Source organism: Pedobacter superstes (assembly GCF_037622515.1).
Lineage (GTDB): Bacteria > Bacteroidota > Bacteroidia > Sphingobacteriales > Sphingobacteriaceae > Paradesertivirga > Paradesertivirga superstes.
Map to the genome: position 1 here is coordinate 546230 of NZ_JBBJCN010000003.1, position 24603 is coordinate 570832.

General features: G+C 38.2%; 26 protein-coding genes. 17 read left to right on the forward strand and 9 right to left on the reverse strand.

The window, feature by feature from the left end:
* Positions 1-32 precede the first annotated feature (32 nt).
* The 3 genes from WG906_RS11160 to WG906_RS11170 all read right to left on the reverse strand — a co-directional run bounded on the left by WG906_RS11160 (position 33) and on the right by WG906_RS11170 (position 3036).
* The gene (locus tag WG906_RS11160; protein WP_339992679.1) at positions 33-1583 is read right to left on the reverse strand and encodes an Rne/Rng family ribonuclease; all 1551 of its coding nucleotides are present in this window, start codon (positions 1581-1583) and stop codon (positions 33-35) included.
* 286 nt (positions 1584-1869) lie between these two features.
* Positions 1870-2700 carry a tetratricopeptide repeat protein gene (locus tag WG906_RS11165; RefSeq protein WP_339992680.1) on the reverse strand — a complete coding sequence of 277 codons (831 nt, stop codon included), beginning with the start codon at positions 2698-2700 and terminating at the stop codon, positions 1870-1872.
* A 6-nt stretch (positions 2701-2706) separates the two neighbouring features.
* Complete coding sequence (locus WG906_RS11170; RefSeq protein WP_339992681.1) at positions 2707-3036, reverse strand: HU family DNA-binding protein; 330 nt, start codon at positions 3034-3036, stop codon at positions 2707-2709.
* Positions 3037-3194: 158 nt separating this feature from the next.
* Between WG906_RS11170 and mutY the strand changes: the two genes are divergently transcribed.
* The 15 genes from mutY to WG906_RS11245 all read left to right on the forward strand — a co-directional run bounded on the left by mutY (position 3195) and on the right by WG906_RS11245 (position 17662).
* Positions 3195-4244, forward strand: coding sequence for an A/G-specific adenine glycosylase (gene mutY, locus WG906_RS11175; protein WP_339992682.1), 1050 nt, complete (start codon positions 3195-3197; stop codon positions 4242-4244).
* A gap of 28 nt (positions 4245-4272) precedes the next feature.
* Complete coding sequence (locus WG906_RS11180) at positions 4273-4716, forward strand: single-stranded DNA-binding protein (protein ID WP_339992683.1); 444 nt, start codon at positions 4273-4275, stop codon at positions 4714-4716.
* Between the two features lie 429 nt (positions 4717-5145).
* Entirely contained in the window at positions 5146-5838 is a 693-nt protein-coding gene (locus tag WG906_RS11185) for a GNAT family N-acetyltransferase (RefSeq protein ID WP_339992684.1), read from the forward strand.
* Positions 5838-7052, forward strand: a complete 1215-nt coding sequence (argG, locus tag WG906_RS11190) for an argininosuccinate synthase (RefSeq protein WP_339992685.1) — start codon at positions 5838-5840, stop codon at positions 7050-7052. The genes WG906_RS11185 and argG overlap by 1 nt, the downstream gene beginning before the upstream one ends.
* Positions 7053-7111: 59 nt before the next feature.
* On the forward strand, positions 7112-8095 hold the full coding sequence (gene argC, locus WG906_RS11195; protein ID WP_339992686.1) for an N-acetyl-gamma-glutamyl-phosphate reductase: 984 nt from the start codon (positions 7112-7114) through the stop codon (positions 8093-8095).
* Positions 8096-8385: 290 nt separating this feature from the next.
* Positions 8386-9534 carry an aspartate aminotransferase family protein gene (locus WG906_RS11200; RefSeq protein ID WP_339992687.1) on the forward strand — a complete coding sequence of 383 codons (1149 nt, stop codon included), beginning with the start codon at positions 8386-8388 and terminating at the stop codon, positions 9532-9534.
* Positions 9535-9545: 11 nt separating this feature from the next.
* A complete protein-coding gene (locus WG906_RS11205) occupies positions 9546-10505 on the forward strand; it encodes a Rossmann-fold NAD(P)-binding domain-containing protein (RefSeq protein WP_339992688.1) in 960 nt (319 codons plus the stop codon).
* Complete coding sequence (gene argB / locus WG906_RS11210) at positions 10505-11293, forward strand: acetylglutamate kinase (protein WP_339992689.1); 789 nt, start codon at positions 10505-10507, stop codon at positions 11291-11293. The genes WG906_RS11205 and argB overlap by 1 nt, the downstream gene beginning before the upstream one ends.
* A gap of 1 nt (position 11294) precedes the next feature.
* Positions 11295-12110 carry a pyrroline-5-carboxylate reductase gene (proC, locus tag WG906_RS11215; RefSeq protein WP_431844478.1) on the forward strand — a complete coding sequence of 272 codons (816 nt, stop codon included), beginning with the start codon at positions 11295-11297 and terminating at the stop codon, positions 12108-12110.
* 5 nt (positions 12111-12115) lie between these two features.
* Positions 12116-13174, forward strand: a complete 1059-nt coding sequence (locus tag WG906_RS11220; protein ID WP_339992691.1) for a M20 family metallo-hydrolase — start codon at positions 12116-12118, stop codon at positions 13172-13174.
* Between the two features lie 78 nt (positions 13175-13252).
* On the forward strand, positions 13253-13615 hold the full coding sequence (locus WG906_RS11225; RefSeq protein ID WP_339992692.1) for a four helix bundle protein: 363 nt from the start codon (positions 13253-13255) through the stop codon (positions 13613-13615).
* Positions 13616-13709: 94 nt separating this feature from the next.
* On the forward strand, positions 13710-15044 hold the full coding sequence (gene argH, locus WG906_RS11230; RefSeq protein ID WP_339992693.1) for an argininosuccinate lyase: 1335 nt from the start codon (positions 13710-13712) through the stop codon (positions 15042-15044).
* A 12-nt stretch (positions 15045-15056) separates the two neighbouring features.
* On the forward strand, positions 15057-16313 hold the full coding sequence (locus WG906_RS11235; RefSeq protein ID WP_339992694.1) for a pyridoxal phosphate-dependent aminotransferase: 1257 nt from the start codon (positions 15057-15059) through the stop codon (positions 16311-16313).
* Between the two features lie 278 nt (positions 16314-16591).
* The gene (locus WG906_RS11240) at positions 16592-16813 is read left to right on the forward strand and encodes a hypothetical protein (protein ID WP_339992695.1); all 222 of its coding nucleotides are present in this window, start codon (positions 16592-16594) and stop codon (positions 16811-16813) included.
* Between the two features lie 6 nt (positions 16814-16819).
* Positions 16820-17662, forward strand: a complete 843-nt coding sequence (locus WG906_RS11245; protein WP_339992696.1) for a hypothetical protein — start codon at positions 16820-16822, stop codon at positions 17660-17662.
* 119 nt (positions 17663-17781) lie between these two features.
* Here WG906_RS11245 and WG906_RS11250 read toward each other — a convergent pair whose 3' ends face one another.
* Positions 17782-18498, reverse strand: a complete 717-nt coding sequence (locus WG906_RS11250) for a hypothetical protein (RefSeq protein WP_339992697.1) — start codon at positions 18496-18498, stop codon at positions 17782-17784.
* Between the two features lie 108 nt (positions 18499-18606).
* On the opposite strand from WG906_RS11250, the gene WG906_RS11255 reads away from it, so the two are divergent.
* On the forward strand, positions 18607-19314 hold the full coding sequence (locus tag WG906_RS11255) for an SAM-dependent methyltransferase (RefSeq protein WP_339992698.1): 708 nt from the start codon (positions 18607-18609) through the stop codon (positions 19312-19314).
* Positions 19311-20903, forward strand: coding sequence for an FAD-dependent oxidoreductase (locus WG906_RS11260; protein ID WP_339992699.1), 1593 nt, complete (start codon positions 19311-19313; stop codon positions 20901-20903). Before WG906_RS11255 ends, WG906_RS11260 begins: the two co-directional genes overlap by 4 nt.
* Positions 20904-20918: 15 nt before the next feature.
* On the opposite strand, the gene WG906_RS11265 is transcribed toward WG906_RS11260, so the two are convergent.
* The 5 genes from WG906_RS11265 to rnc form a co-directional block, all read right to left on the reverse strand.
* Positions 20919-21521, reverse strand: coding sequence for a MiaE family protein (locus tag WG906_RS11265; RefSeq protein ID WP_339992700.1), 603 nt, complete (start codon positions 21519-21521; stop codon positions 20919-20921).
* 26 nt (positions 21522-21547) lie between these two features.
* Positions 21548-22120 (reverse strand): nicotinate (nicotinamide) nucleotide adenylyltransferase, encoded by a 573-nt coding sequence (gene nadD / locus WG906_RS11270; RefSeq protein WP_339992701.1) that lies wholly within the window; start codon positions 22118-22120, stop codon positions 21548-21550.
* A gap of 146 nt (positions 22121-22266) precedes the next feature.
* Entirely contained in the window at positions 22267-22869 is a 603-nt protein-coding gene (gmk, locus tag WG906_RS11275) for a guanylate kinase (RefSeq protein ID WP_339992702.1), read from the reverse strand.
* 63 nt (positions 22870-22932) lie between these two features.
* The gene (locus WG906_RS11280) at positions 22933-23808 is read right to left on the reverse strand and encodes a YicC/YloC family endoribonuclease (protein ID WP_339992703.1); all 876 of its coding nucleotides are present in this window, start codon (positions 23806-23808) and stop codon (positions 22933-22935) included.
* Between the two features lie 58 nt (positions 23809-23866).
* A complete protein-coding gene (rnc, locus tag WG906_RS11285) occupies positions 23867-24595 on the reverse strand; it encodes a ribonuclease III (RefSeq protein ID WP_339992704.1) in 729 nt (242 codons plus the stop codon).
* Between the last annotated feature and the right edge of the window lie 8 nt (positions 24596-24603).

The following is a 24603-nucleotide window of genomic DNA, read 5'->3' on the forward strand; positions in this document are numbered from 1 at the left end:
TATCAGCACATCTGCACATTAAAAATTTGTGTCTATAACTTGATTTCTTCGTCCTTAGAATTGAGGAAGTGAAATTCTGTCAGATAGTAAGAAGGTTCCCCTTTTACTTTGATCCATTTACTAAAATTAAAGAACCATTTCCACTGGCGTGAATAAATTCCTTTTTTAATATATGCTTCGATATAGGGATGCACGCAAAGCGTAATATTTTTTTCATTCTGCTCATTAAGGATATAATTGAGATTATTTTCAATGTCATCCATCAGAATTATGCTGGCCTTAATTTCACCTGTGCCGTCGCAAGCAGGACATTTTTCATTCGTCACGATATTCATCTCCGGACGAACTCTTTGTCTGGTTATTTGAACAAGGCCAAATTTACTAGGGGGCAAAATAGTATGCTTGGCACGATCAAGTGTCATTTGCTCCCTTAAATACTCGAACAATTCTTTCCGATTGGTAGGTTTATGCATATCGATAAAATCGATCACTACAATTCCCCCCATATCTCGCAAGCGTAATTGCCTGGCAATTTCTTTAGCCGCCTCCTTATTTACCTGAAAAGCGTTTTCTTCCTGATTCTCCGGATGTGCAGTACGATTACCGCTGTTTACATCAATTACGTGTAAAGCTTCTGTATGTTCTACAACCAAATACGCGCCACCTGGCAGGTTTACGGTTTTACCAAATGCCCCTTTGATCTGTTTGTCAACTCCAAAATGCTCAAATATCGGTTCGCGCTGTTTATAGAACTTTACTATGCGTTCTAACTCAGGTGAAATCCCTTGAATATAAGAGCGCACTTCTTCGTAAATAGAAGCATCATTTACATGGATATTTGTAAAATCAGCATTAAGCAGATCACGTAAAATGGTTGAAGCTCTTCCCATTTCACCTAAAATCTTTTTAGAAGGCTCCGTTAACGGAAGTCTGCTTGTAAAGGATTCCCACTTTGCAATCAGATCGAGTAAGTCTTTTTGTAATTCAGCAACCCCTTTCCCTTCAGAAACAGTACGAATAATAACACCAAAGTTTTTTGGTTTAATGCTTTCAACAATCTTTTTAAGACGATTTCTTTCGCTATTATTTTTTATTTTTTTCGAAATAGAAATTACATCAGAAAAAGGCACTAATACAACAAACCTTCCTGCTATAGAAAGATCGGAGCTTAGTCGCGGGCCCTTTGTTGAAATTGGTTCTTTAGCGATCTGAACCGGCAATAACATATTGCGATTCAGGATCTCGGAAATTTTGCCGGATTTGTTTATGTCCTCTTCCAGCTTAAAACTATTTAGCAGTTTCTCTTTGTAACTGCCATTCTTTACAATCTTAGTCAGCTTTACAAGCGACTGTACCTGAGGCCCCAGGTCAAGATAATGCAAAAAAGCATCTTTTTCATATCCAACATCCACAAAAGCAGCATTTAGCCCAGGCATGATCTTTTTTATCCGCCCAAGGTAAATATCACCAACAGCATAATTGTTGTTAATGTGCTCAGTGTTGAGTTCTACGAGTTGCTTATCCTGCAGTAAAGCTATAGTCACCCCGTTGGGGGTTGAATTGATGATTAATTCTTTTACCAACAGCTATTCTTTTATGGCGGTGGTGCCGCCCGGGTACAACACGAAAAAATGAATAATAACACAAGAACCTCCTATCGCGAAGCGTGGAGGTAATAAAGTTAATTAGTGCATAGCACATTAGTTAACTAGTATAGAACCAATTAACTAATGCCTAACGACTAATAAACTATTTTTTCTTATGTCTATTTTTTCTTAAACGCTTTTTACGTTTGTGAGTAGCCATTTTATGTCTTTTTCTTTTTTTACCGCTTGGCATAGCTTTTAGTTTTTAAAATGTTTTATTTGATTATTTCTTTAATTCTTGAATTTTACCGTCAACATACCTGGTCAGATTCGGGTCAGCTGCGAGCTCCTTACTTTTTTCATAAGCAGTTATTGCTTCACCTTTTTGTCCGAGATTTTCGTAGGCCGAGGCCAAATAAAACCATGCGTCTGGCGTAGGTTTTACCTCAATTACTGTTTTGAATCTGTTGACTGCTTTATCAAATTGGCCAGACTTAATTGAGAATAATCCCAAATTTAAATTGGCCTTAACGTTTTTGGGATCCTGCTTAACAACTTCTAAAAGAAGCGTGATTCCCTGCATTGGATTTGGTGTTCCGCTTACATAAGCAACCCCCAAACCCGTTTTAGCATCTAAGCTTCCCGATTGTAATTCCAGGGCTTTTTGATACGATTCTATAGCTTTCTGCACCAGGGCAGGTTGTATCAAGCTATCTTTTTCTGATTGATAGGCGTCAGTAAACAGATCTCCTGCCTTTATCCAATCAGAATAATTGTTGCCAGCCTTAGCAAGCAATTCAAAATAAAAAGCACCCGGCGCAGGCTGATTTACATCATCCCACTTTGCTGCAAGTTGCTTTTGCAAATTTAATTTTTCGGTAGCATCAGCTGATTTTAGCTGATTTTCAAGATCACTGATTTGCTGCGCTAAATTAGCATTAAGACTTTGTTTACCCGTTTCGGAAGCGGATTCGATTGTTAAAACTGAAGCTTTTGTTTCTCCAACTTCAGCGGAATGATCTTCTTCTTTAACTAATCCCTTAATATCTAAAGAAAGCAAAAGCCCCATTAGCACAACTACTAATCCGATAACCGCTATTTGCTTTCTGTTCATTTGATATTAAGCTTCTGCACCAGCCGCTTCTTTAGCTGCTGCTTCTAACTTTGTAACATTACCGTTTTTAACTTTTTCAACAAACACTTTAGCAGGCTTGAAACTTGGAACGAAATGTTCCGGGATAATAATGGCCGTGTTTTTTGAAATGTTACGTGCTGTTTTTGTCGCTCTCTTTTTCACTACAAAGCTCCCAAAACCTCTTACATACACATTTTCACCTTCTACCATTGAGGTTTTCACCACTTTAAAAAACGCTTCTACCGCTTCTTGTACATCTAACTTCTCAATTCCAGTCTTACTAGATATCTCTGCGATAATTTCTGCTTTAGTCATGTCTAAATTAATTAAACTTTATTCGTAAACACTTAATTGTTTTGGGGTTGCAAAAGTATTGCTTTAAATCGAATTCATGAAATAAAACAAAAAATTATTCCTGCAACATTGTATTTATACGTAATTACCTTTGCAAAATTGTTTTAACAGATTGCTAAATGAGTTTTATTAGAGAGGTTATTGAGTGGTATAATATCCATAAACGTGACTTGCCCTGGAGAAAAACAACAGACCCATATATCATTTGGCTATCTGAAGTTATTTTACAGCAAACCCGTGTAGATCAGGGCTTACCTTACTTCTATCGCTTTGCTGAAAAATACCCTGAAGTATCTGATTTCGCATCTGCCAGCGAAGATGAAATTTTAAATTTGTGGCAAGGCTTAGGATATTACTCACGCGGAAGAAACATGCATCGCACCGCACAAATTGTCATGGAAGATCATGCAGGTTATTTTCCTAAAACATACGATGAACTTATTAAACTAAAAGGGATTGGAGAATATACTGCTGCAGCAATTTCCTCATTTGCAGCTAATGAGGTTAAAGCAGTGGTTGACGGGAATGTGTTCCGGGTTCTGGCCAGATATTTTGGAATTGCTGAACCAATCAACACGTCAAAAGCTAAAAAAACCTTCACCAAAATAGCAAATGAAGTTATTGATGATGCAAATCCAGCATTGAGCAACCAGGCATTAATGGAGTTTGGGTCGTTACAGTGCAAGCCGAAAAAACCCCTTTGTTCAAATTGCCCCTTACAGAATAGCTGCCATGCTTATAAATACAATCTGACTGATACACTTCCTGTAAAATTAAAAAAGACAGCTGTTCGGAATCGTTATTTTAATTACATCGTTTTTATAAAGGACGAAAAAATATTAATGAACAAAAGAGGGCCGAATGATATCTGGCAAAACCTGCATGAATTTCCCCTAATAGAAACTGAAGATCTGAAGAATGCGTCAGATATAGTTACAGATGGTGAATTTCAGAAGCACTTTGGAAGTGTTGAAATTAAATCCGTGGAAGGCCCGATTAAACACCTGTTAAGTCATCAAAAGATACACGCCCAATTTATAATAATTGACAAGGTAAAGAAGGGTATCAACTTTGCAGATAATAACTGGTTTTATACGGATTTTAGTACTTTGGATAAGCTTGCCCAGCCAAAATTAATTTTTGCTTTCCTGAAAAAATTCCTACCTTGAAACCTGATTTACTTATAAAATTATTTTCATGTCAGGAGTTAACAAAGTTATTTTAATTGGACATTTAGGTAAGGACCCTGAAGTCCGTCATCTTGAAGGCGGTGCTACTTTAGTTAATTTCCCTTTAGCCACCTCCGAAACCTATAATAAAGACGGCAAAAAGGTTGAACAAACAGAATGGCACAATATTGTTATGTGGCGCGGACTTGCAGATGTAGCTGCTAAATTTCTTCAAAAAGGAAAACAAGTTTATATTGAAGGAAAACTCCGTAGCAGAACCTATGAAGATAAAGAAGGAAATAAAAGATATGTTACCGAAATTGTAGCAGAAAACTTCACAATGCTTGGTCGTAAAAATGAAAACGAATACAGCAATGGCAATACCCAAAATTCAAACAACCAAAATTCCGTAAAAAACGAAGAACAAATGGTTGATTTTCACGAAGATGGCTCTGACGATTTGCCATTCTAAAGACCACTCATTCAGCAAGTTACACCTTAACTGAATGAGTAATTCCTTCCTTTTTCACAGGCATTATCTCTGTTACTGGAAAACATACATTAAATTTACATTACCTATTATGTAACTTAACTTTTATTCGATACTTTTGCATGCTTTAAACCTTTTAATACACTGTAAGTCAAAGCATAGAAATGAACGTATCAAACTACATAACTACAACTTCCACTCCATACAAAAATGGGTATGTGAGCTGTATGGTACGTGAGAAAAACACTACTGAACGTTTGGTTTTAAGGCACCGACGACCGTTCATGCCCAGGGTTTGATTTCCAACTCTCTACCTGGTTCCGAATAATCGGAATAGATAAACAACAAATTTTCTTTAAAACTGTAAAAGCTTAATGCTTTTTTATCCGTAAAGCGGATTTTTTTAATAAAATGAACGAAAACGATTTCTCTATAGTAGTAGCATCTGAAGCCCATATCAAATATGCGCAACAGATTTGTGATGAAATGGCCGAATCAGCTAAAGCTCGTGGAACCGGTATCGCAAAAAGAAGTCCAGACTATGTGGGCAACAAAATGTGTGAAGGGAAAGCGGTTATTGCTTTGCATAAGGATGGCACGTGGGCGGGGTTTTGCTATATCGAAACCTGGGATGGCGAATTTGTAGCTAACTCTGGCTTAATAGTGAATCCCATTTACCGCAAAGCAGGACTAGCCAAAGCAATTAAAAAAAGAATCTTCAATCTGTCAAGGGAAAAATATCCTGATGCAAAGATATTCGGCTTAACTACCGGCTTGGCGGTAATGAAGATAAATTCTGAATTAGGCTACGAACCGGTAACCTATTCTGAGCTTACCAAAGACGAAAATTTCTGGAGCGGCTGCAAAAGTTGCGTCAACTTCGACATATTAACCATGAAAGAACGTAAAAACTGTCTCTGTACAGCAATGCTTTACGATCCGGTTGAGAAGAAAAAAGATGCCGAAGAAGCTGCAGAAAAAGCACAAAAAGAGATGACTCATAAAGCTTCTTTACTTGAGCGAATTGAGGAATCTATTAAAAAATCTCTAAAAAGCGTTATTTCATATATTAATCTTGTTCCTGATACTTACACCAATAAATAATGAAGAAAAAAGTTGTTTTAGCCTTTAGCGGCGGTTTAGATACATCATATTGTGCCATTTACCTAACTAGAGACTTGGATCTTGAAGTACACTCTGTAATTGTTGATACAGGTGGTTTTAGTAAAGAGGAACTTGTTCAGATTGAAAAAAGAGCCTACTCATTAGGGGTTACATCTCATCACGCGGTAGATGCGGTGAAAGGCTATTACGAAAGTTCTATCCGTTTCCTGATTTATGGAAACGTATTGAAAAACAACACCTATCCGCTTTCAGTGAGTGCAGAACGCGTTACCCAGGCTACTGCCATTGCTGAATATGCAAAAGAAATTGGTGCCGATTTTGTTGCTCATGGTTCAACCGGAGCTGGAAATGATCAGGTACGTTTTGATATGATATTTAATATCCTTTGCCCTGAAGTGGGGATCATTACTCCTATTCGCGATTTAAAATTATCCCGCGAGGCAGAAATCAAGTATTTAAAGAAACATGGCGTTGAATTTAATTTCGAAAAAGCCCAGTATTCTATTAACAAAGGTATCTGGGGAACTTCTGTAGGAGGAAAAGAAACGCTTTCTTCAAAAGGAATTTTACCCGAAGAAGCATGGCCTACCCAGGTAACTAAAACGGATACGGAGCAGGTTGAACTTGAATTTAAAAAGGGGGAACTTATTGCCATCAATGGTCAGCAATACAATCATCCTGTTGAGGCCATTCAGGCTTTACAGGCTTTGACGGGCCCTTACGGAATTGGCCGTGATATACATATTGGTGATACTATTATCGGCATTAAAGGTCGGGTAGGATTCGAAGCTGCGGCACCAATGGTTATCATAAAAGCTCACCATACTTTAGAAAAACATACGCTTACTAAATGGCAGTTAAGCTGGAAGGACCAGTTGGCAATGTTTTATGGTAACTGGATGCACGAAGGGCAGTTCCATGATCCGGTTATGCGTAATATTGAGGCTTTCTTTACTGATACTCAGAAAACAGTTTCTGGTAAAGTCTTTATTCAATTAATGCCTTATCGTTTTCAGATTATCGGAATTGAGTCAGAACATGATTTAATGTCAAGTAAGTTTGGAAGCTACGGTGAAATGAATGAAGGTTATACCGGAGAAGATGTAAAAGGCTTTTCTAAAATTTTCGGCAACCAGGTAAAAATTTACCATAAAGTTAATCAGGACTCGGCAGCACTTGTGAACTCTAAATAACAAAGGCAGAGCAAAATTATCTCGATCATTTCACTACTATTAAAAATAAATCAAAACGAATGAAAATTAAGGCAGGTGTTGTTGGCGGCGCCGGATATACAGGAGGAGAACTGCTTCGAATCCTCATAAATCACCCTGATGTTGATATTACCTTTATTCATAGCAACAGCAACGCCGGCAATTACATTTATGATGTTCATACCGACTTAATAGGTGATACAGATCTAAAATTTACCGGAGAGCTTTCCCAGGATATTGATGTTTTGTTCTTATGTGTAGGACATGGAGATGCAAAGAAATTTTTAGACGCAAATCCTGTAGACAATGGAATTAAAATCATCGATCTGAGTCAGGATTTTCGTTTAACGAAAAGCGCGCAACTCGGTTCCAGGCAGTTCATCTACGGCCTTCCTGAGCTTAATAAGGAAACGATTAAATCTGCTAAAAACATAGCAAACCCCGGATGTTTTGCAACATGTATCCAATTAGCCTTATTGCCACTGGCTAAAGCAGGCTTGTTAAAAAATGAAGTTCACATTTCTGCAACTACAGGTTCAACCGGAGCAGGTCAGGGCTTATCTGCAACATCACATTTTAGCTGGAGAAATAATAACCTTTCAGTTTATAAAGCTTTCGGCCATCAGCATTTAAAGGAAATAACTGAATCTTTGCAAAAAGCGGGTTCTCCTCTAGGATCTGAGGGATTAAATTTCATTCCATACCGGGGAGATTTCCCAAGAGGAATAATGGCGTCTATATACACTGAATGTGATCTGAGCCAGGAAGCATTGGACGATCTATATCAACAATATTATGCTGAACATGAGTTTACACATGTCAGTAAAAAAAACATCGATTTGAAACAGGTAGTCAATACAAACAAATGCCTGATTCATGTCGAGAAACATGGAAACAAAGTCATGATACTAAGTATCATTGATAATTTATTAAAAGGAGCATCCGGACAAGCTGTTCAAAATATGAACCTAATGTTCGGACTAGACGAAAGAGCGGGATTGAAGTTGAAGGCAGCAGCGTTTTGAGCAGAAAGGTGAAAGCATAAAGCTCGGCATGATACGTTTTCAAAAAGAACTGCTTATTCTATTCCGATGATATTATTGAAGGCTGGGAAAGCATGCTGAAAAGGATTTTACGAATTTGATGAGTGGAATATTGGTGTTTGTTTTCCAAAGATTTAAATTAAATACCTGAAGAGCTATATATAAATATAAACAATGAAGTAAATCAGGTGAAAGCAATGCTTATGGCTTAATTAAGTCTATATGCGGCTAGGAGTTTTATGCTTTTAGCTTTCACCTTTAACCCTGGTAAAATGAAATTATTCGACGTATATCCTATCAATAATATAGAGATTATTAAAGGAGAAGGAAGTCTTGTCTGGGATAAAAATGGCCAGGAATACCTGGATTTATATGGTGGTCATGCTGTAATATCTATCGGACACACTCATCCGCATTACGTCAACCGGCTAACTGAACAACTAAATAAACTTGGGTTTTATTCTAATTCTATTGAAATTCCCTTACAGGCGGAATTAGCAGAAAAGCTAGGTAAAGTTTCCGGAAGGGAAGATTACCAGCTATTTTTAATTAGCTCAGGTGCTGAAGCAGTTGAAAATGCGTTAAAGCTGGCGTCATTTTATAATGAGCGTAAAAAGATAATTTCTTTCACCGGAGCATTTCATGGCCGGACATCTCTTGCAGTTTCAGTTACTGATAATCCAAAGCTGGTAGCGCCGGTTAACCAAACCGACAACGTTATTTTCCTTCCTCACAATGATGAAGCGGCATTAGAACGAGCTTTCTCTGAATCTGGAAATGAGATCTGTGCAGTAATCATCGAAGGGATTCAGGGCGTTGGCGGAATAAAAGTGGCAACAGAGAGCTTTCTTCAAAAAATCCGTTCGCTTTGCGATAAATATAACTCGGTTTTTATTGCTGATTCCGTTCAATGCGGATATGGCAGAAGTGGAAAATTCTATTCTCAGGATTTTGCCGGGGTAGATGCAGATATTTACACCATGGCAAAAGGAATGGGCAACGGTTTTCCAATAGGCGGAATATCAATATCTCCGAAGTTTAAGGCATGGCATTATATGCTGGGTACTACTTTCGGGGGAAACCATTTGGCTTGCGCAGCCGGTTTAGCAGTTCTGGAAGTTATTGAACAAGACAATCTGATGCAAAATGCCGCCGAAGTTGGAACCTATTTATTGAATGAGTTAAAAAAATTCGACAGAATTAAAGAGGTACGGGGTCGGGGATTGATGATTGGAATTGAATTGCCGGAAGAATTAAGTCACGTAAAAAAGGATCTTTTATTCAAACATCATATTTTCACCGGAGAGGCTAAGCCAAATGTGATTCGCTTATTACCCGCTCTTAATTTAAGTAAAGCTCATGCAGATCGTTTTCTCGAAGCTTTCAGTACCATTATGACATCTGCGGCTGTAACCGCATAGTAATTATTAAAATGAAGTTATTCACGTCTGTACATGATGTTGCCAATGTTCCTGCCATTGTAAAAGGAGCGTTGGAACTTAAAGCAAATCCTTTCGCTCATCAGGAACTTGGAAAAAATAGAACCATCGGGTTAATTTTCCTTAATCCGAGTCTGCGTACCCGTTTAAGCACTCAGAAAGCGGCGCTTAACTTGGGCATGAATGCTATTGTAATGAATATTGACAAGGAAGGCTGGGCCCTGGAAACCCGTGACGGTGTTGTAATGAATGGAACTACAGTGGAACATATTCGTGAAGCAGCTGGTGTTATGGGAGAATATTGCGATGTTTTGGGTATCCGTTCTTTTCCAAGTTTAAAAGACAAGGAAGAGGATTACAGCGAGGATATCTTTAACAAATTCATCAAATACAGCGGCATACCAGTTGTGAGTTTAGAAAGTGCAACTCGTCACCCCTTACAAAGCTTAGCAGACTTAATCACTATAGAAGAACATAAAAAAACGGCGAGACCCAAGGTTGTTCTAACCTGGGCTCCGCATGTTAAGGCGCTTCCTCAGGCAGTGCCAAACTCGTTTGCAGAATGGATGTGCAAAGCTCAGCAGGAGGGAATGATTGATTTTGTTATCACTCATCCGGAAGGCTATGAACTGGCAGAAAATTTCACTCCAGGTGCAAAAATCACTTACAATCAGGATGAAGCCTTAGCAGGAGCAGATTTTATTTACGTAAAAAACTGGTCGAGCTATCGCGATTACGGGAAAATTTTAAGTGATGGAGAAGGCTGGATGATGTCGCAGGAAAAACTCAAAATCACGAACAAAGGGAAAGTGATGCATTGCCTTCCTGTTCGCCGGGATCTGGAATTAGCTTCTGATATTTTGGATAGCGAAGATTCTTTGGTGATAAAGGAAGCCGGTAATAGGGTGTGGGCAGCTCAGGTTGTATTAAAGAGTATATTGGAAGAATTGTAATGAAACCGCTTTATGTAATTAAAATAGGTGGCAACGTAATCGACAATTCAGAGAACTTATACAACTTCCTGAACGATTTCGCCGGACTGGAAGGTCATAAAATTCTTATTCACGGAGGCGGCAAACTGGCAACGGACCTTTCGCACTCTATGGGTGTAGAACCCAAAATGGTGGATGGTCGCAGAATTACCGACATAGAAACATTGCGTATTGTAACCATGGTTTATGCAGGTTTAATCAATAAAAACATTGTTGCTCAACTTCAACGCTTCGAATGTAATGCTATTGGTCTAACAGGAGCAGATGCAAACTTAATTCGTGCAAACAGGCGGCCAGTGAAAGATATTGATTACGGATTTGTTGGCGATTTGCACGAAGGTTCAGTAGCAAAGGATAAGTTAAGGGCCTTACTCGAAACTGGCTTAATTCCAGTTTTTTCTGCAATCACTCACGATGGTGAAGGTCAGCTTTTGAATACCAATGCCGACACGATCGCTTCAGCCATCGCGATGGCAATGTCATCTATATATAAGGTTAGTCTCGTATATTGCTTTGAAAAAAAAGGGGTACTAACCGATGTAAATGATGATGAGTCGGTTATAAGACAGATCAGTTCATCTGAATTTGAAAAGCTTAAAGCAGATAACATTATTGCAGGTGGCATGCTGCCAAAACTTGAAAACGCTTTTAAAGCTATTAACACTGGGGTTAATGAAGTTTACATAGGCAAATCTGATGAGCTTGCCCTATTAAATGAACAATTATTCGGAACACGACTATTTGCATAACATGGAAAATAACGGAAATATCGCCATACTTGGAAGCGGAAACATGGGCCTGGCTTTTGCGGATGGTCTGGTAAAATCTAACACCTATCTCCCTTCACAAATCATATTGACAAGAAGAAGTATCAACAGTTTATCCAAACAAGCTGAGGAAGGTTACCAAACATCGACTAACAATTTTGAAGCGGCAAACAATGCTTCAATTGTTGTTCTGGCAGTTCTTCCTCAACAGTTAAATACACTTCTCGCAGAAATTCAGGGGGCGATTAATCCGGAAAAACATCTGATTATTTCTGTAATAACAGGCGTTACCTGTAAAGATATTAAAGCGAAATTAAGCGAAAATATACAAGTTGTCCGCGCTATGCCTAACACTGCAATTTCAATCGGTCAATCTATGACCTGTATTACTACTGATAGTGCAAGGAAAGAAAATTTAAATCTCACTGAAAAGCTATTTGAAACGGTGGGTTCTGTAGTTCAGATACATGAAGATTTAATGTCGTCTGCAACAGCTTTATGTGCCTGCGGAATTGCTTTCTTTTTACGGGCAATAAGGGCAGCGTCTCAGGGTGGAGTTGAAATAGGGTTCCATGCTGAGGACGCTTTGAAAATGGCTGTACAAACTGCTAAAGGCGCTGCCGACTTACTATTAGTTAATGGAAGTCACCCTGAGCATGAGATTGATAAAGTTACATCCCCTAAAGGCTGCACCATTGCAGGATTAAATGAAATGGAGCACCAGGGATTTAGCTCCGCATTGATCAAAGGAATTAAGCTTTCTGCGCTAAAAGCAGGCGGACTATACACAGAGAAATAATTGTAATGATTGAGAAGCTTGCTGAAGAAAGTATTGATTTATTAAAGAAGATAATTAGCATTCCCTCTTTAAGCAGAGAAGAAGATAAAACTGCAGATGCTCTTGAATACTTTTTTGCTCAACACAACCTCAATCCCAAAAGAAAGCAAAATAATATCTGGAGTGTAAACCAATTTTACGATCCGGAAAAACCTACAATTTTATTAAACTCACACCACGATACGGTAAAGCCCAACTCTGGCTATACTCGTGATCCTTTTTCTCCTGATGTTGAAGATGGAAAGCTATATGGATTGGGGAGCAATGATGCAGGCGGATGCCTTGTATCATTAATTGCCGCTTTTCGCCACTTTTACAGCCATCAAAATCTTAACTATAATCTTTGTATTGCTGCAACCGCAGAAGAAGAGATCTCAGGAAAAAATGGAATAGAATCTCTCATTCCCGATTTAGGTTCTCTGGATTTCGCAATTGTAGGCGAACCAACTTTAATGGATCTGGCTATTGCCGAGAAAGGACTCATGGTGCTTGATTGCGTTGCTCATGGAAAAGCTGGGCATGCTGCCAGAGAAGAAGGTGAAAATGCCATTTATAAAGCAGTAAAAGATATTGAGTGGTTCCGTTCGTTTAAGTTCCCGAAAGAATCAGAAGTATTCGGACCAATAAAAATGTCGGTAACTGTTATCAATTCAGGGTCTCAGCATAATGTGGTTCCTGCACAATGCGATTTTACTGTTGATGTTCGTGTTACTGATGCCTACCGGAATGAAGAAGTGGTTGATATTATAAAACAACATGTCGACTGTGATGTAACTCCCCGCTCGACAAGACTAAAACCTTCTTCTATAAGTAAAGAACACCCCTTTGTTAAAGCGGGATTAGCCTTAGGTAGGAAAACCTACGGTTCTCCTACTACAAGTGATCAGGCTTTGCTTGATATTACATCGGTCAAGATTGGTCCCGGCGATAGTGCCCGATCGCATATGGCTGATGAATTCATTTATGTAAGTGAAATTCGTGAGGGGATTGAGCTGTATGTAAGAATGCTGGAAAAATTACTTTAATTTACGAATTACGATTCTTGATTTACGATTCAAATCGACTAAAATACAACGTTCAATACGATTCTCATCCAAAAGCTGATGGACAAAGAAATACTTAAAAAAAGAACAAAAACATTTTCCATAGAAATTGGGAAATTAATTCTGTCTTTGCCATTTAACGTCATCAATAAAAATTATTCAAATCAGATAGTTAGGTGTTCCAGCTCGGTTGGCGCTAATTACCGGGCTGCTTGCAGAGCAAAATCAAAAGCTGATTTCATTAATAAACTTAAAATTGTAGAGGAGGAGCTCGATGAATCGATGTTCTTCTTAAAGTTGTTAGTTGAATTTAACCCAGATAAAAAAGAAACAATTACTGAATTATGGAAAGATGCTAACGAACTTCTTTCTATAATTGTAGCATCATTAACAACTTTACGTAAGTCATTGGCTCAATCGTAATTTAGACATTTTGTTTACTTATTGGCCAAATGGTAAATGAGCGTTTTTACGCATCCGGCAAATCGTAAATCAAAAATCGTAAATCGTAAATTAAATGAAACTTTGGCAAAAAGATAAGCAGGTAGAAAAATCAGTAGAAACCTTTACTGTAGGGAAGGACCGTGAATTAGATGTAGAAATGGCAGCCTTTGATGTACTTGGATCACTGGCTCACACCAGAATGCTGGAAAGCATCAATTTGCTTGATAAAGAAGATTTAAGTATTGTTCAGAAAGAACTGAAAAATATTTACAAAGAAATTGCAGAAGGCAAATTCTTCATAGAAGAAGGCGTTGAAGACGTACATTCACAGGTAGAATTACTCCTCACCAAACGCATCGGAGAAGCAGGTAAAAAGATTCACAGCGGACGCTCGCGTAACGACCAGGTTTTAGTTGACCTGAAACTATATTTCCGCAGTCAGATCCAGCGCACAGTGGAAAACACTCAGGCTCTATTTGATCAACTCATAGCTCTTAGCGAAGAACATAAAAACAAGCTCCTCCCGGGATATACGCATTTACAAATAGCCATGCCTTCATCCTTTGGCTTATGGTTTGGAGCTTATGCCGAAAGTCTTATTGATGATTTAGAGCTTATGCTTGCTGCCTGGAAAGTTTGCAATAAAAACCCTCTGGGATCTGCAGCGGGCTACGGTTCCTCTTTCCCTTTAAACCGTACCATGACAACCGAATTGTTAGGCTTTGATTCGCTTAATTATAATGTGGTTTATGCTCAAATGGGACGGGGGAAAACAGAACGAATCCTGGCTCAGGCAATGTCATCTATCGCAGCCACACTGGCAAAATTATCGATGGATGTAACCTTGTTCATTAACCAAAACTTTAGTTTCATAAGTTTTCCCGATGAGCTTACTACCGGTTCGAGCATCATGCCTCATAAAAAAAATCCTGATGTATTCGAACTAATGCGGTCGAGATGCAATAAAATACAGGCTTTACCTAATGAAATCGCTTTAATGACAACCAATCTTCCTTCTGGCTATCACCGCGATCTACAGCTATTAAAAGAAAACCTCTTCCCTGCATTGCAATCGTTAAATGAATGCCTTGAAATGGCTGTCTTTATGCTTCAGAATATTTCAGTTAAAGATGATATTTTAAAGGACCCAAAATACCTTTACCTATTCAGCGTAGAAGCAGTGAACGAAGATGTTTTAAAAGGTATGCCTTTTCGTGAAGCGTATAAAAAAGTAGGCCTTGAAATTGAGAAAGGCGAATTTAAGGCACCAGAAAAAGTTCAGCATACACATGAAGGCAGTATAGGAAATCTTTGTAATAAAGAAATCAGCAATGCTTTTCAAACAACATTTTCTTCATTCAATTTTAAAAAAGTAGAACAAGCCATTCAAGAGCTTGTATCCGAATAGCAACACAACACTATGAGCGTATCACTTTTAGCACAAAATCTAAGAGGTTCTGAAATTATAAAAATTGCAGGCGAAATTAATGAGTTAAAAAAACAGGGCCAAAATATTGTCAATCTAACTATTGGTGACTTTGACCCAAATATCTATTCCATTCCTGAAGAACTTCAAAAGGGAATTGTTGAAGCATATGCTGCTCATCAAACTAATTACCCCCCTGCCGATGGAATGTTAAGTCTTCGCGAAAGCGTAAGCGGATTCCTGAAGGATGAACTGGGCTTAAGCTATGCAAACAACGAAATATTAATTTCAAGCGGTTCCAGACCTATTATTTACGCCACATATCTCGCCTTGATTGATCCGGGAGATAAAGTGCTTTTTCCGGCACCGTCCTGGAACAACAATCATTATTGCGACTTAACCAGCGCCGATGGAATTGCTGTTCCAACTACCGCTGAAAATAATTTTATGCCGACGGCTGAAGACTTACGTCCGCATATCTCCGGAGCTACCTTGTTGGCTTTATGTTCTCCACTTAATCCAACCGGAACGATGTTCTCCAAAAAAGATCTGGAAGAGATCTGCGATCTGGTACTTGAGGAAAACAGTAAAAGAAAAGCGGGTGAAAAACCTCTGTATATTCTTTATGATCAGATTTACTCGATGCTTACTTTTGGAGACCACCAGCATTTTGATCCTATAACGCTCCGCCCTCAGATTAGAGATTACGTAGTATATGTTGATGGTGCATCTAAATGTTTCGCCGCAACAGGGGTGCGCGTGGGATGGGGCTTTGGCCCCAGTACTGTTATCGATAAAATGCGTTCAATAGTGGGTCACATGGGTGCATGGGCTCCCAAAGCAGAGCAGGTTGCGATGGCCGAATTTCTTAAAAATAAATCTGCCGTTGATACTTACCTAAGCAACTTTAAAGTGAGAGTTACCAAAAGCCTCGACACTCTTTACAACGGTTTTCAGCAATTAAAAACAGAAGGTTTTAGTGTGGATGCCATTGAGCCAATGGGCGCAATTTATCTTACATTAAAGCTCGATTATTCAGGAAAAACCACACCAGAAGGACAGGTGCTAAAAGATAGCAACGACATAAATTTTTATCTTATCAAAGAAGCCAAAGTTGCGTTGGTCCCTTTTTCATCATTTGGCACAGGTCATGAGGTAAATTGGTTCAGAGCATCTGTTGGAGCATGTTCTGCTGAAGAAATTGCTGCAATGATCCCACGAGTTAAAGAAGCTTTAAGCAAATTAAAATAGTGCATTAGAACTTTCCAAAAGTTTAAAAACTTTTGGAAAGTTCTAAAATAAATGCCTCCTCATTTGGAACACGGAAAGCTTCCCTCATAGCAATTGCAGCCGTTTTCCGTTACAAGTCCTCACTTTTCTCTTCCCAAATCCATCGCTTGTTCCGGGCTTTTCAATTAATCGGGGTTACATTGGGTGGCTTTCCCTACCCGAACCTTATTCTATACGTCCATCTTCAAACATTAATGCCTTTAGTGTGTTCAAAATAGTACACCACAAATTATAAACAAATGAAATCCGTAAGAATTTACTTTTTAACACTATTGATGCCTCTAGCATTGATTGCAAGCTCCTGTTCAAATAATTCTGCAAAAGCAGATGAACCTGAAATTGAAACGATGGACTCTGTATCTAATGAGCTCAATCAAACAACTGAAAAATTGGAGGATCAGGCTAAAAAGGTCGAGGCTTCCCTGGAGAAAATTGATAAAGAATTTGAAACTGCTCAATAAGAAATCATGAAAAGAAAAAACTTTCTAAGGATAGCTATCCTTCCGATAATACTGTTGACAGTTCTGGCCTTCACTAATTTACAGCCGCAGAAAGATAAAAAAGACGATAAGGGGAACAAACAGCAGGACCAATCTTCAAATAAGGGAAAAGGTCAGGAAGCTAAAGAGAATGACAATCATTCTCAGGGAAACAAAAATCAAGACAACTATAAAGGTGTAAAAAGAGACAACGCACAGGATAATAACTCCGGTAAAGGAAATAAACGCCAGGGTCACGATAATTCAGATCGGAAAGATATGAAGAACGTTGACTCTAATAAAAATAAACAATTCAACGGTAATAGTAAGAAACTAAACGGAAACAGGGATGTCGATATCGATTGGAATCTGAACGATTTTGCAAACAGAAAACATCCAAAAGATCAAAAGAAAGTAACTATTTGCCACAGTCCTTCGTCTGATAAAAGTAATGGAGTAACTATTAACGTTTCGGAAAACGCTCTTCAGGCTCATAGAAATCATGGAGATCAATTAGGAAATTGCACGATTGATTATTCAGATCGCTGGTCTGACAGATATATTAGGTCCAGAGAGAATGTTTACAATACCTACGAGCAGACCTGGGAAACGATGTCGTATAGTGAAGCACTTTTGAGACTCGCTGCTACAAAATTATTGGGAATAAAAACCAATCTTGACAGAAACAGAACAACTTTAACATCTAATGAAATACAACGCCGGGAAGCATTAATTCTTGACCTTCAAAACAATGTCTATTCTCTTGAAAATCAGCTGGGTCAAACCAGGCAAAAGCTTGATTCTGATGTGAATATTATTATTCAGCTATAAAAACGACAAGGGGGTTGTGCCAAAAATCTGAACGATATGCTCAAGTTAAAAGATGCTGAAATAAAATTCAGTATGACATGGACTTTTGAGACAAACTCCTTGTTTTTTGATTAATTAATTCAAGCTGCCTTTGAAATATGCTTTACCAAGCTTCTTTTTGCAAGAGGTAAAAGCGTTTGCTCCAGAGGAAAAGTAATATCACTTTCAATATGATAAACCGCTGGATTGGGAAATTCTCTTCTGCTAATTATTAAATCCTTTTTTATTGCCTCGGGTGTATATATAAAGGTTCTTGCATAACTTGTTATAAATGCCGTATTTATACCCCGGTATTTTTCATCTTTACCTTCAAAAATCGTGACCTGGTATTCATACACATAAGTAGCTTTTTCCTCTCCATTTCTTAACAGAAGATACCCCTGATACGGATATAAAGGCATTACTCCAATTGGTTCTATAATCAGCCGGCTTTCAACAAATTCATATATTTCCTTTCCTTCCATAATTGCAGGATTAAGCTTATTTAAAGAAAAACTTATTATCGTTTCTATTTCCTGCATTAAAGAATCGTCTTTTACCATCTTCTCGTAAGTCAGTTTTACAGCCTCGATATCTGCATGAGATAAACGTTCGGGAAAAGCCTTTTGAAGAGCATATTTGTTCTCCTTGAACTTAGTAAGGTTATTGTAATGAAACACTAAGTCATTAAAATCGGGATAGAGTTTGGTCTTATGAAAATGATAATTGATCTGTTGCAAGTAAGCAAGCAACTGATATTTTTTTGATTCGAAATCTACTGAACCTTCTATAAACCAGTTTACACTTAATGAATTCATATTTAAATTAATTTAAAGTGAATAATTATTTAGTTACACAGAGTCCCCCATCTGGTGTATTCCTATAAATCGGCACGATCGTTAAATAAATATAATAAATTTGCAAGGATGCCCAAAGGAACACTTTTTCTAATTCCGGTGCCCTTAGCCGAAAATTCGGCTGACAAGGTCCTAACTACTTATCAGTCTACTCTTATTAACAATCTTTCTACCTATATAGTTGAGAACGAAAAAACAGCCCGTTTCTGGTTAAAGAATATGGGATTAAAAATCCCTCAAAGTGAATTACTTATTCATGTTTACGGTAAACATTCAGAAAAAGTTGACATGCGCAGCTATTTCAATGAGCTTGAAAGCGGTAAAGATGTGGGTTTAATGAGCGAGGCGGGCTGTCCGGCTGTAGCCGACCCGGGATCTGATATTGTAGCCGAAGCGCATAAGCGCGGAATCAAAGTGGTGCCTATGGTTGGACCAAGTTCTATTCTACTCGCTTTAATGGCCTCTGGTTTTAACGGACAAAGTTTTACTTTCCACGGATATTTGCCAATCGATAAAACATTGCGAAGCAAACGCATTAAAGAGCTGGAAAATATTGCAGAGAGGCATAACCAAACGCAGATTTTTATTGAAACCCCTTTCAGAAACAACCAAATTCTTGAAGATATCTTAAAAACCTGTACCCCCCGAACCCGCTTATGTGTAGCATGTAATCTAACGGCAGCGGATGAACAGATTATATCACAATCAGTAGAACAATGGCGCAAACAAAAGGTTGATTTTCATAAAAAACCCGCAATCTTTTTGATATGTAAATGATCAACTTACCAACCCAAAGTTCGGTAATTATTATCGGTGCTGGTCCATCCGGGTTAATGATGGCTGCACAGTTATTACGCTTTGGTATACAGCCAATCATTATCGATTCGAAAACTGAAATAACCAGGGAGTCGAGAGCATTAGCAGTTCAGGCACGTTCTCTCGAAATTCTGCGTCAGATGGGACTTGATGAGATTGCTCTAAAAGAAGGAAACATTGCAAAAGGCTTAATTCTCCATCAGGATACGGAAGAGATAGCGCAAATTAACTTATCATCCCTTGGCGAAGGCAAAAGCGCGTTTCCTTACGTACTGATTCTTGAGCAAGCTAAAACTGAGCGTATTTTAGTAGATTATCTTACCTCCAATACCTGTCCTGTCTACTGGAACACTAAACTGCTCGATGTTCATCAAACCGACAGGCTTGTTACTATTAAAATTCACCGCAACAATCAGGAACAACTTCTTGGCTGCGATTGGCTTATAGCAGCTGACGGCGCATCCAGCAATGTACGACAAACCCTCAAGGTGCCGTTTGTCGGAAGAACTTATCAGCACAGCTTTTTTCTGGCTGATTTGAAAATAAATGAAGAAATTTATAACGATGCTGTCAGAGCTTTCTTTACGGAGAAGGGCTTCACAGCTATCTTCCCCATGAAGGGTTCTAATTATAGAGTTATCGGAACAGTCCCCAAAGCACTTAATGCCAAAACGGATATTTCATTTAATGATTTAAGACCCTATCTGACTTTCAATCTCGGTTTCCCGATAACTGAACAGTGCTGCAACTGGTTTTCAATTTATAAGGTTCACCATAAAATGGCAGAAAGGTTTAAGATTCAACGCTGCTTTTTAATTGGCGATGCCGCACACATACACTCTCCCGCAGGAGGCCAGGGGATGAATACCGGCTTGCAGGATGCATATAATCTAGCCTGGAAACTGGCAGGGGTTATCAATAAAAAATATTCTGAGTCTATTTTAGATACTTATGCAAAGGAAAGGATGCCTGTTGCTAAAACATTATTGAAAACAACCGACAGGCTCTTTTCAGTTATGATTGGACAAAACTGGTTAATCAGAACCCTCCGTAACTTATTTCTTCCCTTACTTGGGAGCAAAATCTGGAAAACCACCGTAGTTAACCAGAAAGTTTTCGGGCTTATTTCACAAACATGGATAAATTACCGGGAGAGTTCACTTTCTCTTCATCACAGTAATGCCCAAAATATTAAAGCTGGCGACAGGCTTCCGTATATAAAATTTTACGATGAGAAATTAAAGCAGGATACGGATTTACATGCATGGTGTAAGTCAGCTGGCTTCAATTTGATCGTTATAGGCCAGTTGAGCCAGCGGGAATTATTAGCTATAGTGAAATGGATAAAATTAACTTATCCTTTAGGTCTTAACTTTTTTTATATGCCACCCTCAAAACGCAATCAGCACGTGTTCGATACTTTTGAGATTAATGAAAACGGCAGGAAAGCACTAATTATCAGACCTGATATGTATATAGGCTATATGAATGATATAGTTGACATAGAGTTATTAAATGGCTATTTAGCAGAAAGTATAAGTTGGAGGTAATCGAAAAATACAGATTTAACCATGTATCGTTTCTTTTTTTCCATAACGCTGAATCACTTCAGCCTCATAATCAAGCAATTCATTCCACCTTTTATCCACATTAATAGTTTCAGCGTATTTCTTGGCTAATTTTATAAACATTGCATAGTGTCCGGCTTCACTTATCATAAGCTCATGATAAAATACCGATAACTGTTCGTCATTGATATTATCTGATAAAACCTTAAATCGCTCGCAACTTCTGGCTTCGATCATAGCAGAGAACAACAAACGGTCTATTAGCTGAGCTTCCCTTCCGCCTCCCTTTATTACAAACTTGGCCAATTCATTTACGTAATTGTCCTTTCGTTCTCTTCCCAGCACATAACCACGTTCCAGGATAATAGAATGAACGCGCTTAAAATGATCTATTTCCTCACGAACCAAATCAGCCATTTCCTGGACCAAATCAGAAAGATTAGGATTCTGAACAATTAACGTTATAGCATTACTCGCCGCTTTTTGCTCGCAGAACGCATGATCAGTAAGAATTTCTTCGATATTACTTTCAACAACGTTTTTGACCCATTTCGGATCGGTTGGAAGTTTTAGCTTTAGGATGGTTTTATCAGTATTCACGCTGCAAAGGTAAATACTTGCGCGTTTTAACGATATAAATTTTTAGACTCTATAAATTCCAGAACAGGATCGGGAACAAAGAACTGAACGTTTTTTCCGTTGAGAATAGATTTCCTGATAAATGTCGATGAAATTTCCATTTGAGGTGTATCGGAAATCGTTATAGAAGGATGGGCTGCTAATTCTATATTTTCATTGCCCGGCCTCGGATACACCAATATTTTATAATCTCTAAGAAGCAGTTCATAGTTCTTCCACTTCTTTAAAGACTTTAAGTTATCAGAACCCATGATCAATGTAAATTGGTGTTCGGGATAGATTTCTTTTAAATGAGTTAAGGTGTCAATGGTGTAGGACGGTTGCGGAAGCTTAAACTCAATATCGCTGACTCTGATTCGGTCAGCATTTTCTGTGGCAAGCTTGGCCATTTCAAGCCTGTCGTACATATTTACCAAATCGCTTTTGTTTTTTAAAGGATTATGGGGCGATACGACCAGCCAGACCTGGTCTAGATTAGTATAATGAGCTATGTAGTTAGCAATTATTAAATGACCTGTATGAATTGGGTTAAACGAACCAAAAAAAAGACCTATTTCCATCAGAATATAAATTGTTTTTTAATGGAGATGAAGCTATCAAGAGCTTATTCATTGCTATTTGTAAGAGGTATACTCAAGATGGTTTCATCAAGAATTGAGATATAAAGTTGAAAAACTTAACACTTCAATACTTCTTCAAAATGACTCTAGTCTTCCTGTCTTTGAGAATAAGCCGGGATTACACCCACAATAAAATCTTTTACTAAGCTTTCTGCATCCTTACATGCGGTTAACAAATCATTGTTAGGGAGGACAACGTCAAACTTATCAGCGTATCCCAGTTCTTTTCCTGCTTTATCAATTCGTTCTTTAAGTTTTTCCGGGCTATCGGTTCCCCGGCCTGATAACCTTTGAATCAGAACCTCAAGAGAAGGGGGTTGAACGAATATCGCTAATGCCTGATCGCCAAACTTTTTCTTCAACCTAAGGCCTCCTTCAACATCGATATCAAAAACCACCACTTTACCTGCTTCCCAAATACGATCGACTTCAGATTTCAGTGTCCCATAAAATGTTCCGGAATAAACTTCCTCAAACTCAATAAATTCATGTTTGGCCACTTTGTGCAAAAAGTCTTCTTTGGATATGAAGTAATAATCTTTATTCTGAAGTTCTTCACCTCTGCTTTGCCTTGTTGTAGCGGAAATTGAAAATTCTAACTCGGGTAAATTCTTTAATAAATAATGTACAATAGTAGTTTTACCCGCACCAGAGGGAGCCGAAAATATTACAAGTTTACCAGTTTGCATTTTATTTGTGAGTTGTAAGTAATCGATCCGTAAGTATAAACTTGCAGGCCATCCGCTTAAAAATTATAATACATTTAATAATTGCTCTTTTACTTTTTCCAGTTCCTCTTTCATGCCAACAACCAACTGCTGGATATGTGCGTCATTAGCTTTAGAGCCGATAGTGTTTATCTCTCTGCCAATTTCCTGGGAAATAAAACCAAGCTTCTTGCCGTTAGCATCCGGAGCCTTAAGAGTTTCCAAAAAATAATCACAATGGCTTTTCAGTCTTATTTTTTCCTCAGTTATATCCAACTTATCAATATAAAAAATAAGCTCTTGCTCTAAACGGTTGTGGTCAACATTTTCTTTCCCAACATGCTCTTCCAACATATTTGCCAAACGTTCTTTAATCAAAGGAATACGCTTTGGAGCTTCTTCTTCAATCTTTTGAAGCGCCTCATAAATATTACTTATTCTAAAAACCAGGTCATGCTGTAAAACCCCTCCTTCATCACTACGAAATTTTTGAAAATCGAGCATCGCTGCTTCAAAAGTTTTATGCATTTGAAGCCATTCATCTTCAGAAATCGTATCTTCCTCATATTTTACAACATCAGGAAAATTAAGTGCCATTTGCAGTAAATTACTGCCGGAATCTTTTAACTCCTGAGAGGCCTGAAGTAGTTGATTATAATAAGATTTAAGAAGCTGGCTGTCTATGGAAGCGGTCTTTTTTTGAACTTCGGTATATTCAACTGTTACAGAAACATTCACTTTACCTCGTTCAATTTGCTTGCTGCATTCATTCCTGAGAACAAACTCTTTGTCTGCAAAAGATTTGGGAAGCTTTAAAGCCAGTTCGAGAAACTTGCTGTTAAGTGATTTAATCTCAACAGTAAACTTAGCGTTGGCAAAATCAGTTACTGCAATACCGTAACCGGTCATTGATTTAAGCATGGGCAAAGATATAATTTATTCATTAACCCAAAACCAACAAAGAAGTTCTGAATCGAATTTAGATATTTAATACCTCACACGCTTTTTCTGCAGCTAGTTTTTCTGCATTTTTCTTGTTGTAATCACGGCCTGACCCAACGTTCTCACTATCTACTGTTACTTGTATGGTAAATAGCTTCGCACTATCTCCCTCGGCATTGGCAATTAATTCAAAGGTCACGTCCTTTCCATGGCGCTGACACCATTCTATTAACTTGCTTTTGTAATTGGTTTCCGTATTTTCTAATGTGTGAATATCAATATGAGGCTTTATAATATGGTTTAGAAGAAAATTCTGAGTAAAGTTATAACCCTTATCCAGATAAATTGCACCTATCAGAGCCTCAAAAGCATCACCAAGTAATGAACCTTGCTTATTTGGATAATTTACTATGCGATTATCATATTCAATTAAATCTCCAAGGCCAAGTTTCCGAGCCAGTTGATTGAGATTGGCCCGATTAACTATTTTGGAACGCATTTCGGTAAGAAAACCCTCGTCTTTATAGGGATAACGCTTAAATAACTCTTCTGCTATAACCGACCCTAAAACGGCATCCCCTAAAAACTCAAGCCGTTCATTACTGTTCTTTGTGCCATTTTTCAACACGACAGCAATTGAACGATGACGAAAGGCCATTTTATACAACTTTACATTACCCGGAACAAAACCTAAGAGGTTGCTCAAGCGTTGAATGTATGCACGATTAGGGGAAAAGTGAAGTTTATATATCTTGGAAAACAGCATCGTATACG